14 protein-coding genes are annotated in these 15,196 nt (G+C 56.9%); 4 read left to right on the forward strand and 10 right to left on the reverse strand.

What is annotated here, in order from left to right:
* Complete coding sequence (gene pomA, locus ACH3PB_RS13600) at nucleotides 1-765, reverse strand: flagellar motor protein PomA (RefSeq protein ID WP_416395720.1); 765 nt, start codon at nucleotides 763-765, stop codon at nucleotides 1-3.
* A 165-nt stretch (nucleotides 766-930) separates the two neighbouring features.
* On the opposite strand from pomA, the gene ACH3PB_RS13605 reads away from it, so the two are divergent.
* The 3 genes from ACH3PB_RS13605 to dxs all read left to right on the forward strand — a co-directional run bounded on the left by ACH3PB_RS13605 (nucleotide 931) and on the right by dxs (nucleotide 4,312).
* Nucleotides 931-1,233, forward strand: coding sequence for an exodeoxyribonuclease VII small subunit (locus tag ACH3PB_RS13605; RefSeq protein ID WP_416395722.1), 303 nt, complete (start codon nucleotides 931-933; stop codon nucleotides 1,231-1,233).
* A gap of 4 nt (nucleotides 1,234-1,237) precedes the next feature.
* Nucleotides 1,238-2,227 carry a polyprenyl synthetase family protein gene (locus ACH3PB_RS13610; RefSeq protein ID WP_416395724.1) on the forward strand — a complete coding sequence of 330 codons (990 nt, stop codon included), beginning with the start codon at nucleotides 1,238-1,240 and terminating at the stop codon, nucleotides 2,225-2,227.
* A 111-nt stretch (nucleotides 2,228-2,338) separates the two neighbouring features.
* Nucleotides 2,339-4,312 (forward strand): 1-deoxy-D-xylulose-5-phosphate synthase, encoded by a 1,974-nt coding sequence (dxs, locus tag ACH3PB_RS13615; protein ID WP_416395726.1) that lies wholly within the window; start codon nucleotides 2,339-2,341, stop codon nucleotides 4,310-4,312.
* Here the strand turns inward: dxs and ribA are convergent.
* From ribA to ACH3PB_RS13655, 8 genes are all read right to left on the reverse strand, one after another.
* Entirely contained in the window at nucleotides 4,279-4,908 is a 630-nt protein-coding gene (gene ribA / locus ACH3PB_RS13620; protein WP_416399458.1) for a GTP cyclohydrolase II, read from the reverse strand. The genes dxs and ribA overlap by 34 nt on opposite strands.
* A gap of 57 nt (nucleotides 4,909-4,965) precedes the next feature.
* A complete protein-coding gene (gene moaA, locus ACH3PB_RS13625) occupies nucleotides 4,966-5,913 on the reverse strand; it encodes a GTP 3',8-cyclase MoaA (RefSeq protein ID WP_416399459.1) in 948 nt (315 codons plus the stop codon).
* A 77-nt stretch (nucleotides 5,914-5,990) separates the two neighbouring features.
* A complete protein-coding gene (locus ACH3PB_RS13630) occupies nucleotides 5,991-6,257 on the reverse strand; it encodes a MoaD/ThiS family protein (RefSeq protein ID WP_416395728.1) in 267 nt (88 codons plus the stop codon).
* Complete coding sequence (gene moaC / locus ACH3PB_RS13635; RefSeq protein WP_416395730.1) at nucleotides 6,250-6,741, reverse strand: cyclic pyranopterin monophosphate synthase MoaC; 492 nt, start codon at nucleotides 6,739-6,741, stop codon at nucleotides 6,250-6,252. The genes ACH3PB_RS13630 and moaC overlap by 8 nt, the downstream gene beginning before the upstream one ends.
* A 33-nt stretch (nucleotides 6,742-6,774) precedes the next feature.
* Nucleotides 6,775-8,043: an NUDIX domain-containing protein gene (locus tag ACH3PB_RS13640; RefSeq protein WP_416395732.1), complete on the reverse strand. Its 1,269-nt coding sequence runs from the start codon at nucleotides 8,041-8,043 to the stop codon at nucleotides 6,775-6,777.
* Nucleotides 8,044-8,082: 39 nt separating this feature from the next.
* Nucleotides 8,083-9,318 carry a bifunctional glutamate N-acetyltransferase/amino-acid acetyltransferase ArgJ gene (gene argJ / locus ACH3PB_RS13645; RefSeq protein WP_416395733.1) on the reverse strand — a complete coding sequence of 412 codons (1,236 nt, stop codon included), beginning with the start codon at nucleotides 9,316-9,318 and terminating at the stop codon, nucleotides 8,083-8,085.
* A gap of 1 nt (nucleotide 9,319) precedes the next feature.
* Nucleotides 9,320-12,124, reverse strand: coding sequence for a preprotein translocase subunit SecA (gene secA, locus ACH3PB_RS13650; RefSeq protein ID WP_416395734.1), 2,805 nt, complete (start codon nucleotides 12,122-12,124; stop codon nucleotides 9,320-9,322).
* A 237-nt stretch (nucleotides 12,125-12,361) separates the two neighbouring features.
* Complete coding sequence (locus tag ACH3PB_RS13655; protein ID WP_416395736.1) at nucleotides 12,362-13,324, reverse strand: M23 family metallopeptidase; 963 nt, start codon at nucleotides 13,322-13,324, stop codon at nucleotides 12,362-12,364.
* Nucleotides 13,325-13,427: 103 nt separating this feature from the next.
* On the opposite strand from ACH3PB_RS13655, the gene ACH3PB_RS13660 reads away from it, so the two are divergent.
* Complete coding sequence (locus ACH3PB_RS13660; RefSeq protein WP_416395737.1) at nucleotides 13,428-14,003, forward strand: DciA family protein; 576 nt, start codon at nucleotides 13,428-13,430, stop codon at nucleotides 14,001-14,003.
* Nucleotides 14,004-14,076: 73 nt separating this feature from the next.
* On the opposite strand, the gene lpxC is transcribed toward ACH3PB_RS13660, so the two are convergent.
* Nucleotides 14,077-14,985: a UDP-3-O-acyl-N-acetylglucosamine deacetylase gene (lpxC, locus tag ACH3PB_RS13665; protein WP_416395739.1), complete on the reverse strand. Its 909-nt coding sequence runs from the start codon at nucleotides 14,983-14,985 to the stop codon at nucleotides 14,077-14,079.
* Nucleotides 14,986-15,196: the final 211 nt, after the last annotated feature.

Here is a 15,196-nt window from a genome sequence, read left to right on the forward strand (position 1 = left end):
TCAGGCATCGTCGGCGGCGCTGGGACGCTTGCCTTCCGGCAAGTAGTTTCGCAGCATCGACTCGATGACCCGGGGATTGAGGCCGGCCTGTATGGCCATGAGGGCATCGATGACCATATTCTTGGTCTGCTCTTCTTCAGCCTGTCGAAGCTTGAGCTTGTCGGAGACGGGAATCGCGAACATATTGGCCAGCATGGCGCCATACAGCGTAGTCAGCAATGCAACGGCCATGGCAGGGCCAATGGACTTGGGATCATCCATGTTGGACAGCATGGCCACCAGACCGACAAGCGTTCCGATCATGCCCATGGCCGGACCAACGTCCCCCATGGAGCTAAAGACCTTCGAACCCATGCCGTGACGTTCCACAGCCATGTTTTTATCCTTGGTCATGAGGTTCCTCACAACATCGGCATCGTGCCCGTCGATGAGCAGGCCAATGCCCTTCGCCAGAAACTTGTTCGGGATCTCTTTGCCTTCCAGCGAGAGCAGGCCACCTTTGCGCGCTGCATCCGCCAGTTCGACTACGAGGTCGATCAGCTCTTCTGGATCGTCGGACTTGAACATGAAGGCCTTCGCAGCCACCTTGCCTGCGCCAAGGAACTGGCCAAGCGTAAACTTCATGAGCACCACAAAAATACTGCCAACGATGACGATCAGTACCGAGGGCACGTCCACAAACATCATGAGTGTGCCGCTCAGAAGCATCGCCATGATGATAATGGCAAAAGAACCGAGCAGGCCCACCAGGGTTGCAATATCCACCAGAAATCCCCGGAAAATCTATGTGTTGAGGTAGAATTCGAGCCTACCCAGGCATGGGTATGAGTATAGACAGGGTTGGTGAATTTTCCCGAAAAAGGCTAGCATGGCGGCCAGACACCACCGACAGCTACCCAAGCGAATATCAATCCTCAGCAGGAACCCACTATGGCCGTACGGAAGTCCCCGCAAGCTGCTGAAAGCAAGGCAGCCGAGCCGATGAAACTCGCCGATTTCGAAAACACGCTGCAGCAACTCGAGGGGCTTGTGCAGAAGCTCGAGCGTGGCGATCTTAGCCTCGACGAATCACTGAGCGTCTACGAACAGGGTATTTCGCTGTCGAGACATTGCCAGCAGGCGCTGCAGACGGCGGAGCAGAAAGTTACGTTACTTTCTCGAGAAGCTATTGCTGCGCTGCAGAAGTCGGGTGACGGTAAAGTGCCGACCCCTGAGGAAGAAGCAGGTCGATAGATCGATGCAGCAGCGAGAAGCAGCCGTCGAGAGCGGCAGCGGGGCAGCAATGGATTTTGACGTATTGAGACTCAGCATAGATCGCGAGCTCGTCCGTCTATTGCCGGCGTTGGCGGCGGAGCAGGCCAACCCACAGCAGGAGACGGTGCTGATCGATGCGATGCACTATGCCCTGCTGACCGGCGGCAAGCGTATACGGCCACTGCTCTGTCTGCTGACAGCCGAAGCGCTCACTGCCGCCACTGTGGCAGAGATGCCCAGCACTCGAACAGCAGCTCAGGTCGCAGAAGCAGCGCTTGTGGCAGGTTGCGCAATAGAGGCCATGCACGCCTATTCGCTGGTTCACGACGATCTGCCGGCGATGGATGACGACGATCTGAGACGGGGCGAGCCGACCTGTCATATCCGTTTCGGCGAAGCCGTAGCAATACTGGCTGGCGACGCGTTACAGACGCTGGCATTCGAAATTCTTGCCGGTGGCCGACTTTCAGCCCTGGGCGTGAGCCCTGGCGCGCAGCTACGTATGCTGCGACAGCTCGCAAGCGCTAGTGGTGCCGGAGGCATGGTTGGCGGCCAGGCACTGGACCTGGCGGCGGAAGGCCGTAAGCTGGACGAGGCATCGCTGAGCACCTTGCACGCTATGAAAACAGGCGCCCTGATCGAGTCCGCAGTCGTTTTCGGCTTGTGTGTGCATAATATTGATGACACTGGTCTCGAGCTGGACCTTCGTCGATTCGGCAAGTTGATTGGACTGGCGTTCCAGGTACAGGACGATATTCTCGATGTTGCCTCAGATACTGCAAGCCTCGGCAAGACCGCTGGCAAGGATGAGCAGCAGGACAAGTCGACCTATGTAAAACTGATGGGTCTCGAAGGCGCGCGGACCCATCTCGACGCGCTCTTCGCCGAGGCGGATGAAATCCTGCGGCGAAGAGCCCTTCACCAAACCCCGCTGAGCGCCTTTACGAGACAGCTGGCGACTCGAATCCGCTAGCCTGATACACTTGGCAGGCTTGATCGACGGTCGGTGCAGACAGCGGACAGACCAGTGCCCGCAGAGCGAAATGCCGGGCGGAACAACCGGATTTACAATTGGATAGAAGCATTGGAACAGAGTAAGCCACACATTTTTCAGGCTATACCATCTAAGCGCCCAAATACGCCGCTACTTGATGAAGTCGACTCGCCTGAAGATCTGCGCAAGATGAGCACCGATGATCTGCTTCGATTGGCTTACGAGCTACGCGCGTTCCTGCTTTACAGCGTGGGACAGAGCGGGGGCCATTTTGGCGCAGGCCTCGGCGTCATTGAGCTGACAATCGCCATTCATCACGTCTTCAACACGCCCCATGACCGGTTGGTCTGGGATGTCGGGCACCAGGCATATCCGCACAAGATTCTCACAGGACGCCGTGAGCGCATGCCTTCGGTTCGTCAGCAGGGTGGCCTGGCGGCGTTTCCGCTGCGCAGCGAAAGTGAGTACGACACCTTTGGCGTTGGCCATAGCAGTACTTCCATCAGTGCTGCTCTGGGCATGGCACTGGCTGCGCGGCTTCAAGGTATCGAGCGCAAGTCAATTGCCGTGATCGGTGATGGCGCAATGACTGCAGGTATGGCATTCGAGGCTCTGAATCATACTGCTGACGAAGAGACTGATCTGCTGGTCATTCTCAACGACAATGATATGTCGATTTCCCGCAATGTCGGCGGCCTGAGCAAGTACTTTGCCCGCCTGCTCTCCAGCAGCACTTACAATAGTGTTCGAGACGGCAGCAAGCGCATGCTTCAGGGCGCACCTGGTCTTATGGAGTTTGCCCGCAAGACCGAAGAGCACCTGAAGGGATTGGTTGCCAGCCCGAGCACGCTGTTTGAGGAGTTGGGTTTCAATTATATCGGCCCCATCGACGGTCACGACCTCCCTTTGCTTGTCGATACACTGGAAAATATCAATAAGCTGAGCGGACCACAGTTCCTGCACGTCGTGACCAAGAAAGGCAAGGGTTACGCACCAGCCGAATGTGACCCGATTGGCTATCATGCCATCAACAAGATCGAACCCAAGGCCGCTGAGAAGCCCGCCAGCATACCTGTGCCTGCAGTGAGCAGGAAGCCCGCATTGAAGTACTCGAATGTCTTTGGCGCCTGGCTCTGCGACATGGCGGCCAGGGATGAGCGCTTGATGGGCATCACCCCGGCCATGTGCGAAGGCTCGGACTTGATCGACTTCGCCGAGCGCTACCCGAAACGCTATTTCGATGTCGCCATCGCCGAGCAGCATGCGGTCACGCTGGCCGCCGGGATGGCCTGTGAAGGCGCCAAACCGGTAGTTGCGATTTACTCGACGTTTTTGCAGCGTGGCTACGATCAGCTTATCCACGATGTCGCCATTCAGAATCTTGATGTGCTGTTCGCAATCGACAGGGCTGGTCTCGTGGGTGAGGACGGCCCCACCCACGCTGGCTCCTTCGATATTGCTTATCTTCGCACCGTACCGAATATGGTCATCATGGCGGCCTCGGATGAAGCTCAACTGCGGGCAATGCTCAGTTGCGGTTTTCAGCACCAGGGCCCCGCTGCCGTGCGCTATCCCCGTGGCACAGGACCTGGTGTAGCAGCGGGCACTTCGCTGGAGGCGATCGAATTTGGGAGATCGGCCATTGTCAGGCAGGGTGCCGGAACAGCTATCGTCGCCGTTGGCAACATGCTTGCCCCAGCGATGGAAGCGGGGAAGACGCTCGGTGCAACCGTCGTAGACCTGCGCTTCATCAAACCGCTGGACGACGCGCTACTGCTCGAGCTCGCTGACACGCACGACTTGATTGTGACGGTTGAAGACCACGCCAAAGCCGGCGGTGCGGGCTCCGCCATCATGGAGCTGCTTCACGAGAACCGGCGCAATGTTCCGGTACTGTGTATGGGCCATCCTGACGTGTTTATCGAGCATGGAAAACCAGATCAGCTGTTGGCCGATATCGGTTTGGATGCGCCAGGCATACTCAAACGTATTGAAGAGTACGCCCAGCCGTCGACGAACAGCCTGCCGAGCTATCTATCAACCACGGCCACGTCGTCATCCTGATGTGTGGTTAGCAGGTGACCCAGCTTACCTGCCTTGGTGCTGAGATAATGGGAGTTGTGCGGGTTTCGCCCTACTTCCAGCGGCACCCGCCCCGCAATATTGATACCCAGGCCTTCCAGCGAGGCCACTTTTCTCGGATTATTCGTCATCAGACGTAGCGATGCGACACCCAGATACTCAAGCATTGGCTTACAGATCGAGTAGTCCCTGAGATCATCGGCAAAGCCAAGCGCGGCATTGGCTTCTACAGTGTCTGCACCCTTATCCTGAAGCGCGTAGGCTCGCACCTTGTTGAGCAGCCCTATGCCGCGTCCTTCCTGTCGCAGATACAACAGTATGCCCCGCCCTTCCCTGGCTATGCTGCGGAGCGCCTCATCCAGCTGATAGCCGCAGTCACAGCGCATACTGAAAAGCGCATCACCGGTTAGACACTCAGAATGCGTTCGAGCCAGAGGCGGGTCGATACCCTCGCCGGTAGACGCAACGTCTCCAAGGGTGATAGCCAGATGCTCTTTGCCTGTCGCGGACTCTTCGAAGCCGTGAATGGTGAACACGGCATAAGGGGTAGGTAGCTTGCAACTGGCTACGTAGGTCATTGACTGCTTTGTCGACTCATCATCTGAGTTACTAACTGACTGATTCACTGACACGGGCTATCCACCTGTCATATTCATGAAACGGACGATCTGAGGCTCTTCATCGAGATCGAAATGATGTCGCTCTGGCTTGACGTCCATTGAGGCCACGATCGCTGCTTTCAATGCGACCCTGTCGTTCGGATATTTTCGCACGATCTCCCTGAGATCTACCGAATGTTCGTTGCCAAGACAAAGCAGCAAGCGACCTTCGACTGTGAGCCTCACCCGATTGCATGTGGCGCAGAAGTTCTCGCTGTGCGGCGAAATGAAGCCGATTTTCGATTTGTGGCCAGGCGTCTGCCAATAACGGCTCGGCCCACCCAGCGCGGTTTGCGCCAGCATTGGCTGAAGCGGGTATTCACTCGTGATAATTTGCCTGATCGACTCACTCGATACGAAGGCGCTCGCCCTATCGTGTTCCGTGATGGCACCAAGCGGCATTTCTTCTATGAAAGAAAGGTCGAGCTCACGCGCCAGCACGTAGCGGACGAGATCGAGCACTTCGTCCTCGTTGCGTCCCTTCAAGACAACAGCGTTGAGCTTGATCGATGAGAAGCCAGCAGCTTTGGCCGCATCGATGCCGCGCAGCACCTGGTCCAGGTCACCCGTCCGTGTCAGCTCGCGGAAGCGCTGAGCATTCAGGCTATCGAGACTGATATTGAGGCGGGAAAGGCCGGCCGCCCGCAAGGGCTGCGCAAGTTTGACCAGCTGAGAACCGTTTGTCGTCATCGTCAGCTCTTCAAGCCCCTCGAGGCGACCCAACTGGGTCACCAGACCCATGACGCCCCGACGCACCAAGGGCTCTCCACCCGTCAGCCGGATTTTCCGCACGCCGAGCTCAACGAAGGTCGAGCCGATATGGGCGAGCTCCTCAAGTGTCAGCACGCTGGACTTGGGCAGGAAGGTCATCTCTTCTGCCATGCAGTAAACGCAACGAAAGTCACAGCGATCTGTTACCGACATTCGTAAGTAGGTCACGCGTCGGTTGAAACGGTCGATCAGTGCCTGGTCGTTACTCAATTACCGCCTCACTGAACAGGCTAGCCGCCTGTGACTGGTGGAAAGAACGCTATCTCATCGTGATCCTCAACGCAGGCGCTGAAGTCAGTCATGTTCTGATTGATGGCGCAACGCAAGCCCTTCCGGGTATCCGCCGCCAGATTCTCGCGCCCTTGTGCCAAATGGTCGAACGCGGCTGACAAAACCTCATCAGCCGTAGGTGCTGGACCAAGCTTACTGAGGTCGATCTGCCAGCTGGCGGCGCCCATCGTTTCACGCAGTTTACCGAAAAACAGAACTTCAATCACTGGCTGGTGCCTCCTGCCGATGCCACTCACCGCTTGCACCACCCGTTTTCACGAGTAGCGCGGTATTCTCTATACGGATGCCCTTGTCTACAGCCTTACACATGTCGTAAACAGTGAGTGCCGCTACACTGGCGCCAGTGAGCGCCTCCATCTCGACACCGGTCTGGCCACTGGTGCGGACGCGGCACTCGATGCGCACGGCGTGACGCTCAGGAAGGGCTTCGAGCGTCACTTTCACACTGCTGAGAAGCAGGGTATGGCAGAGCGGGATCAGCTCGGCAGTGCGCTTTGCGGCCTGGATGCCCGCAATCCGGGCCGTGGCGAACACATCGCCCTTCTTGTTATTGCCGGCAAGTACCTGCTCGAGGGCCGCGGGCGACATGACGACAAGGCTCTCTGCAACCGCCGTGCGGCTGGTAACGGCCTTATCGCCGACATCGACCATATTGGCCTCGCCGCTCTGGTTTAGATGCGTAAGCGTCATATCTGCGCTAGATCTCCTGGCTGCGGTTGAAAATCATTTCTCAGGAAATCCAAAACCACGAATCGCAGCAATGCCCTGACCGCCGCGTACGATCGCCGTACTCACATCCTGGTCGGTAAGTCCGCCAAGTGCGAAGGCTGGCACCGGACACGCCCGAGTCAGGTGAGCGAAGCCACTCCAACCCAGGGGTCGGACGTCCGGGTGACTTCGCGTCCGGGCCACCGGTGAAATGAAAACCTGATCCACGCCGAGCAGTACGGCCTGCCAGAGCGCTTCATGTGTGTGCACCGATGCACTGAGCAGGCAGAAGTCAGGCAGATTGAGCATCTTTCGCAGCGGACCGTACCCGCCAGAAGCCGACGCTTCGTTCGCCAGCGCGTAGTACTCTTCAGGGGCGGCGCCAGTATCGAGCCTGTCACTCCAGTATTCGCACTGGGCCGAGGTAAGCTGGATGAACGCTGCACCTCTGGGCAAGCCCTGGTCCGGCGTCAGTTTGCCGGAAAATGCTCTTAGCCAGCGCGGCAGATCGCCGGCCGACAGCCCGCCGCCATTGCCATGATCGAGATAGACGCCCAAGGGCAGCGCGCCGTCGAAAGGGGCTTCGGCGAGAATCTGCCGCTGCACGAGCGCCGCCTGCTCAGCATACTCAAGAGCTGATAGATGCTTGGCCCGAAGGAGAACACTCAAGCGGCCTCTGAGCTGCTGCACCTGTTGAGACATCAACCAGCCTGACAGACTTACTGAAAGATCAGCAGTTCGCTCGCGACGCGTCACATCAACAGACGAAGCCGACAACCGTTGCCGGTTGGCTTCAAGCTCACGCTGCGAGGGAAAGTCCGGCGTAATCTGCACAAACACAGCGGCTTGTAAGGCACTGATGATACCACGATTGGCCGAGGGAAAATGACGTGGCTCAAGATCGACTACTCTGGTCCAGCTCGCCTCCTCGGCTTCCACGCCTCGCGGCTCGCCCATCCAGTGCTGTACCTCGAGCACATTCAGGTTCACCCGCTTCGCAGACTTGCCGGCACCATAGACCCAGGGAATCTCGATCAAGGGCCGCAGGGTCGTTCTTTCGCTGAATACGATGCCCAGTTCTTCACGCAGCTCCCGTGCCATTGCGAGCTCTATGGATTCACCAGGTTCGCACTTGCCACCGGGGAACTCCAGAAGACCGCCCTGATGTTGATGCGAGCGCCGCCTGGTCACGAACACTTCCCTGTCTGGGCCAGCACCTCTCGTCAGTACGCCAACTGCGACCTGAATAGCCTGGGTATTGCTCAAGATCGAGTTGACTTGCATGCCTGCGCCTTACTCCACGGCCGAACAACCTGACCAGATTCAGCTTCGGTATTCTGCGTTGATCTTGACATAGTCGTATGACAGGTCGGTTGTCCAGACTCTATCGCTACAGCCCCCGCGGCCGAGTCGGACGCGAATGGTGATAAATTCCTCTGCCATGACTGCCTGCCCCGCTGCTTCGGTATACTCGGCGTTGCGGCCACCGTTGCTGACGATGCAGACATCATTCAAATCGATATGCACAGCACGAAGGTCGAGACTGCCGTTGCCATGACTTACGTCAAACCGGGCGCGACCTACCGCTGCGAGGATGCGGCCCCAGTTTGGATCGGATGCAAAAAACGCAGTCTTCACAAGCGGCGAGTGCGCGATCGTGTACGCAACATCCAGCGCCTCGGCCGGCGTAGCGGCTTCTTCCACCTGCACAGTGATAAATTTGGTAGCGCCCTCGCCATCCAACACTATGGCTTGAGCGAGTTCCGTGAAGACCCCTTCGACGGCCTCGGCAAATAGCGCCCAGTCGGCATGTTCGGTGTCCAGTGTAACCTGGCCCTTTGCGCCAGTGGCCACAAGCACGCAGGCATCGTTGGTCGAGGTATCCCCATCCACCGTGATCCTGTTGAAGGTTTTGGCCGACGTCTCGGTAAGCAGCAACTGCAGGGCCTCTGCGGAGACTCGTGCATCACAGGCAACGAACGCCAGCATGGTCGCCATGTTCGGACAAATCATGCCAGAACCTTTGCTGATACCCGTGATGGTGATCAGGTCGTCCCCGAGCTGCACCTGACACGAACTACCCTTTGGTCGAGTGTCCGTGGTCAATATACCTCTGGCTGCACGGGCCCAGTTATCGGGTGCCATGGATGCCAAAGCTTCAGGCGCCGCATCCATGATCTTTTCGATAGCCAGACGCTCACCAATGACGCCTGTGGAAAACGGCATCACCAGTTCACGCTGATCACTGAGCGTCTCACACATCTGATAGGCGGCTGCCAGCCCATCCGGCCCTGTGCCTGCGTTGGCATTGCCGGTATTGATGATCAGATAGCGTACGTGCCCCTGCTTCATCCCGTTGCGCAGATGCTCACGAGCTACGACGACTGGCGCCGCGCAGAACTGATTGCGGGTGAACACACCAGCAACCTGGCAGTCGGATGAGAGTTCGAACACGATCAAATCGTCGCCTTCAGGGCGCTTGATCTGCGCGTTCGCGGCACCGATCCGTACGCCTTCGATGGGCGCCAGCTCACTTAATACATCAGGACCTATAGCCATATCAGGCAACCACCTTACCGTGACACTGCTTGAATTTCTTACCGGAACCACATGGGCACGGCTCGTTCCGGCCGACCTTGCGAGTATCACGCTTGAAGGTACCAGGGCCCTGTTCGTCGTCGCCTTCACCAGCACCGTAGTCGTCACCACGGGACTGCTCTGACTCATCCATCAAGCCAGACTGAGCTTGAGGATGCTCGGCCTTAGACTGCATCAGTTCACGCGCAATGGCCTCCCTACGCTGGTTCTCAAGCGCTTCTATTTCCTCCGGAGCACGCACCTGCACTTTCGAAAGCCAGCGGATAACATCCTGCTTGATCGAGCTCAGCATGGTCTGAAACAACTCGAAGGCCTCGCGCTTGAATTCCTGCTTCGGATTCTTCTGCGCGTAGCCACGCAAGTGGATACCCATTCGCAGGGTGTCCATATTGTGCAGGTGTTCTTTCCAGAAGAAGTCGAGCTTCTCCAGGAAGAGCTGCTTCTCGAGCGAGCGTGCCCGTTCCTGCCCGATCTGCTCAACCTTGTTGTGATACACCTCGGTCAGCGCCTTGAGGATCTTTTCACGCAAGGTCTCTTCCACCAGCCGCTTGTCGTCGTTCAGCCACTGCTGAATCGGCAAGGTGATCGCGAACTCTTCCTTCAGTCCACGCTCCAGCCCGGCAACGTCCCACTGCTCTACCATGCTCATTGGCGGAACGAACTGGCTGATGAACGCATCAACCACGTCAATCCGGATGGTCTCGATCATGTCCGAGATATCTTCCCGACTCATGACTTCATTGCGCTGATCGTAAATCACGCGACGCTGGTCGTTGGCCACGTCATCGTACTCAAGAATGGTCTTACGGGCGTCGAAGTTCCTGCCCTCGACTTTCTTCTGCGCCTTCTCGATCGCATTACTCACCATACGGTGCTCAATCGCTTCGCCCTGCTGCATACCGAGGGCCTGCATCATGCCCTTCATGCGGTCAGACGCAAAAATACGCATCAGGTTATCTTCGAGCGACAGGTAGAAGCGTGTCGATCCCGGATCGCCCTGTCGGCCAGACCGACCTCGAAGCTGATTATCTATCCGTCTCGACTCATGACGCTCGCAGCATATGACGTAAAGGCCGCCGGCCTTCAGCACAGCCTCATGACGCTTGTGCCATTCAGCCTTGGCTGCATCGATCTTGTCCTGGGAGGCCCCTTCAGCTTCAAGCTCTGCCAGCTCCGCTTCCCAGCTACCGCCCAACACGATGTCGGTGCCACGACCGGCCATGTTGGTAGCAATGGTGACTGTGCCGGGACGTCCAGCTTCAGCGATTACCGTGGCTTCGCGCTCGTGCTGTTTGGCGTTCAGCACGTTGTGTGGCAGTCCTTCCTTCTTCATGAGACTGGAAACCAGCTCACTGGACTCGATGGAGGCAGTGCCGACGAGGATAGGCCGGCCTTCTGCAATCCCTTCCTTGATGTCTTCGATGATGGCGGCGTATTTCTCACCCTCCGTCATGAACACGAGATCGTTGTGGTCTATTCTGCTGACCGGCTTGTTGGTCGGGATGACGACGACATCGAGGCCGTATATCTGACGGAATTCAAAGGCTTCTGTATCGGCAGTACCGGTCATGCCAGCAAGCTTTTCGTACAGACGGAAATAGTTCTGGAAGGTGGTGGACGCCACGGTCTGGCTTTCAGCCTGAATATTGAGACCTTCCTTCGCTTCTATGGCCTGATGCAGACCATCGCCCCAGCGGCGACCCGGCATGGTTCGACCGGTATGTTCGTCAACGATGACGACCTGCTCGTTTTGAACGATGTATTCGACGTTCTTGGTGAACAGATGGTGCGCTTTGAGTGCGGAACTGACGTGATGCAGCAGGTTCAGGTTGGAAGCGGAATACAGCGATTCGCCTTCTTCCAGTAGGCCTTCGCCAATGAGCAGCTCTTCAACGTAGGCATGGCCGGCTTCGGTCAGTTCTACGTTGCGGGCTTTTTCATCAATGGTGAAGTGGCCAGTGGCTTCAGTAACTGCTTCGCCAAGTTTCGCAGCAATCGCCGAACCTTCCGGAGCAGGTTCGCCGCGCTCGAGCTTTGGCACGAGGGCATTGATGCGACGATACAGATCGGAGCTGTCCTCAGCCTGACCACTGATGATCAGCGGCGTTCGGGCCTCATCGATGAGGATGGAGTCGACCTCGTCCACGATGGCATAGATCTGGCCGCGCTGGACCTTGTCCTGCATGCTGAAGGCCATATTATCGCGCAGGTAGTCGAAGCCGAATTCGTTGTTCGTGCCATAGGTGATGTCAGCAGCATAGGCCGCGCGCTTGGTAGCCTGGTCCTGACCGCTGACGACGATGCCGATTTCCAGGCCAAGGAAGCGGTACAGGGGCGCCATCCATTCAGCGTCACGACGAGCGAGGTAGTCGTTTACTGTGACCACGTGCACGCCACGACCAGACAAGGCATTGAGATAAACCGGCAGGGTCGCGACCAGCGTCTTACCCTCACCAGTTCTCATTTCAGCGATCTTGCCATCATGAAGCACCATACCGCCGACGAGCTGGACGTCAAAGTGACGCATACCCATCACACGGCGGCTGGCCTCACGAACGACCGCGAAGGCTTCCGGCAGGATCTGATCGAGCGTTTCGCCTTTGCCAATACGCTCGCGGAAACTGGCGGTCTTCGCCTGCAGCTCAGCATCGTCGAGCTTCTTCAGCCCTTCCTCGAGCTCATTGATCTTGCGGACGGTTTTACCCATCCTTTTGACTTCACGAGTATTTTTGCTACCGAAAACTTTCTTGGCTACTGAAGCGAACATAGATAAATCTGACCTGCTGTTATCGGGTAAGTGGCAATTCAGACTGCCTGCCGCCCAAAATCCGAGAAATTGTACAGACGCCCCTGGCTCAAGCCTGTCTGCGCCGTTGCGCGATCAGTAGACCGAGCTTACGGAAAGCCGAGCATTGTAACGCTGAATCGAGGCGTGGATAAAGGGGAGCGCGATCAGACCGGCGCCCATATTGGCGCATGATGCGCCGTGTCATTGTCTGGCATTCTAGCCTGCACGGGCCGTAGCTCGTTGAACGTACTTCTGTGGGCTAACGCCCTTGCCGTCCTGCAGTACCTCAAAGTGCACATGCGGCCCCGTTGAGCGGCCACTCGACCCAAGCAGCGCTACAGTCTGATCTTTCTGCACCACATCACCGACCGAAACCAGAATTTCCTTGCAGTGCGCATACCGGGTGACCAGTCCATCGCCATGGGCGATCTCCACAGTATTGCCGTAGCCATATCGCGTACCGGCGAATATCACTACGCCACCCGCGACAGCGATGATATCGCTGCCGGCCTTGCCGGCAAAGTCGAGGCCATTGTGCCAGGCTCGCCTGCCAGTAAAGGGATCGGATCTAAAGCCATATTGCGATGATAGCCAGCCTGTTCTCACCGGCTTGCCGGCCAGGACCTGCTGACGAGCGATCTTGTCGTGAACCAGCACATCGCTCAAAACGCCGAGCTGCTGTTGCCGGGACTCAGCCTGCAGCTCAAGACGGCTGAGCGAGGCGTCGAGATCGGCCAAATTGAAGGACTCCGGCGGAATGACGTCTTCAGGCCCCCCGACCGATGGGAGCGAGTCAAAGTCGAATTCACCCTCAGGGAGCTCTGACATTGAGGTAAGCCGCTGGCCGAGGGCATCCAGCCGTAGCAGTCTCGACTGTAACTCACCCAGCCTGAGCGTCAGCATGTCCATCTGTTGACTATATTGCTGCCTGGTAACTGCGATGGCAGTCGCCTGATCTTCCAGCGTTTGGGTCCAGTTCTGAACGACCTGGCGTTCGAGAACGGCATTCTGAGCCTCGACTACGGCCTTCTCCCCAAGCTGCTGACCCACTGAAAAGCTCAGCAGACACAGTGCAGCCATCAGGCTAAGAGCGAGAAAGATCCATCGTCTGATGTCACGAGCGGATACCGCAGCCGTTGTCGAGGTGTGCGAATCCATGCGCATTATGAGAAAATTCATCCTGTCTCCACATTTGATTATGGTACTGGCTAATTACACTCCATAAGCATCACACTTACATGACTGCAGCCTGCGCTGCTATAAAACCAAAGGCAGATGCGCCATGAAGAAGCCGAAATCGCTCCCACAATCAATAGACGCCCTGCTCAATAGTCAAAAAAACGCAAGCGATGATAGCACGGTTGGCCGAGCCAAAGGGAATAGCCCCTATAGACGTCCGATCCGCAAACAGAAGCTTTCGTCGATTGTGTCACAAGCCGGAGCCTATGCTGACTATCAGGCAAGTTTTGAAGCAGCGCTGCCGGCAAGACTTCGCGGCAAGGTACGCGTGCTCTACACGGACAACGGCTTACTTCATGTGGAATGCGAGGAAGCATCTACAGCAACACTGCTCAGACTGCAGCAACACACGATCGTCAATGCGCTCGCTGACAACAGTCATTTCACGGGCGTAACCGCAATCAAACCCAAGATTAGACCAGTAGAACGGCGCAAGAAGTTCAGGCAAGGCTTTCACCTGCCTGACGCCGCGACCTTGCAGTGGCTAGCCAATACTACGGACGCAATCGATCTACTGGATGCGCACAGGCAGGCGGATGAAGAAGGTGATGTTGTCGATCAGGCACTGTCCCAGCTCGTCAAAACCCTGCAACAGGCGGCTCGACGGCAATCGTCCTGACAAAAAAAAGCGCCACCAGAGTGACGCTTCGTTTGTTGTCTCGGCTGATCAGGCGATCAGCAGCGTTTCACGCTCAGGCCCAGCCTGGCTGAAGAACGCCCTGTACTTCGACTGCAGGATCTTCGAAGGTCACCATTTCCCAGGCATCCGACTGCTGCAGGAGTTCACGTGCCAGCATATTGTTCAAACCGTGGCCCGACTTGAAGCCTCTGAACTCACCCAACAGCGAATAGCCGAGCAGATAGATGTCGCCGATCGCATCAAGAATCTTGTGCTTGACGAACTCATCTTCATAACGAAGACCTTCTTCGTTAAGAATCTTGTAGTCATCGATGACGATGGCGTTATCAGTGCTGCCACCAAGCGCCAGATTCATGGAGCGAAGTTTTTCGATATCGCGCATGAAACCAAAGGTTCTGGCCCGGCTGACTTCCTTCACGAAGGACGTTCTGGAAAAGTCTATGCTAGTGCTCTGCGAATAATTGTTGATGACCGGATGATCGAAATCGATCGCAAAGCTCATCTTGAAGCCATCAAACGGCAGAAAGCTTGCCACCTTGTCGCCATCGGTAACAGTCACTTCGCGCTTGATGCGGATGAATTTCTTCGCAGCGCTTTGCTCCTGGATGCCGGCAGACTGGATCAGGTAAACGAATGGACCGGCGCTGCCGTCCATGATCGGCACTTCGGCCGCACTCAGCTCGACGACACAGTTGTCGATACCAAGACCTGCGAATGCTGACATCAGGTGCTCGACGGTGGAGACGCGAACCTGACCCTTGACCAGGTTGGAAGACAGCACTGTGTCTCCGACATTACCTGCCTTGGCATCCACTCTGTTCTGTCCCTGCAGGTCCGTGCGCACGAACACGATGCCGTGATCGACGGGGGCCGGCTTCAGAGTCAGGTAGACCTTGTCACCAGAGTGCAGGCCGACACCGGTCGCCCGAATTGTATTCTTGAGAGTGCGCTGTCTAATCATTGCGTTGCTCATCCAATCAAGATGCAGGTTGTCTGTAAGTAGAAGCAGACCTTATTCCTGGACCGCGTAGTCATTCTGACGTCCTCAGTATAGCCAGAGTCTGGCCGGTCGAAAGGCCTTACGCCTTAGGTAATTACCGGCACAGAGCCTGATTCTTCAACACTATCTGACGGACCGATATGCGCTGTGACGACGAATTTGTCAGCATCAT

Source organism: Allohahella sp. A8, from assembly GCF_047946665.1.
Classification (GTDB): Bacteria; Pseudomonadota; Gammaproteobacteria; order Pseudomonadales; family Oleiphilaceae; genus Allohahella.

Excerpts from the sequence above, each read along its gene's own strand:
- ACH3PB_RS13660 (WP_416395737.1), top strand. The coding sequence starts at position 13,428 with ATGAAGAAGCCGAAATCGCTCCCACAATCAATAGACGCCCTGCTCAAT.
- ribA (WP_416399458.1), bottom strand. The coding sequence starts at position 4,908 with ATGACCTACGTAGCCAGTTGCAAGCTACCTACCCCTTATGCCGTGTTC.
- ACH3PB_RS13610 (WP_416395724.1), top strand. The coding sequence starts at position 1,238 with ATGCAGCAGCGAGAAGCAGCCGTCGAGAGCGGCAGCGGGGCAGCAATG.
- lpxC (WP_416395739.1), bottom strand. The coding sequence starts at position 14,985 with ATGATTAGACAGCGCACTCTCAAGAATACAATTCGGGCGACCGGTGTC.
- ACH3PB_RS13655 (WP_416395736.1), bottom strand. The coding sequence starts at position 13,324 with ATGAATTTTCTCATAATGCGCATGGATTCGCACACCTCGACAACGGCT.
- secA (WP_416395734.1), bottom strand. The coding sequence starts at position 12,124 with ATGTTCGCTTCAGTAGCCAAGAAAGTTTTCGGTAGCAAAAATACTCGT.
- ACH3PB_RS13605 (WP_416395722.1), top strand. The coding sequence starts at position 931 with ATGGCCGTACGGAAGTCCCCGCAAGCTGCTGAAAGCAAGGCAGCCGAG.
- moaC (WP_416395730.1), bottom strand. The coding sequence starts at position 6,741 with ATGACGCTTACGCATCTAAACCAGAGCGGCGAGGCCAATATGGTCGAT.
- argJ (WP_416395733.1), bottom strand. The coding sequence starts at position 9,318 with ATGGCTATAGGTCCTGATGTATTAAGTGAGCTGGCGCCCATCGAAGGC.
- moaA (WP_416399459.1), bottom strand. The coding sequence starts at position 5,913 with ATGTCGGTAACAGATCGCTGTGACTTTCGTTGCGTTTACTGCATGGCA.
- ACH3PB_RS13640 (WP_416395732.1), bottom strand. The coding sequence starts at position 8,043 with ATGCAAGTCAACTCGATCTTGAGCAATACCCAGGCTATTCAGGTCGCA.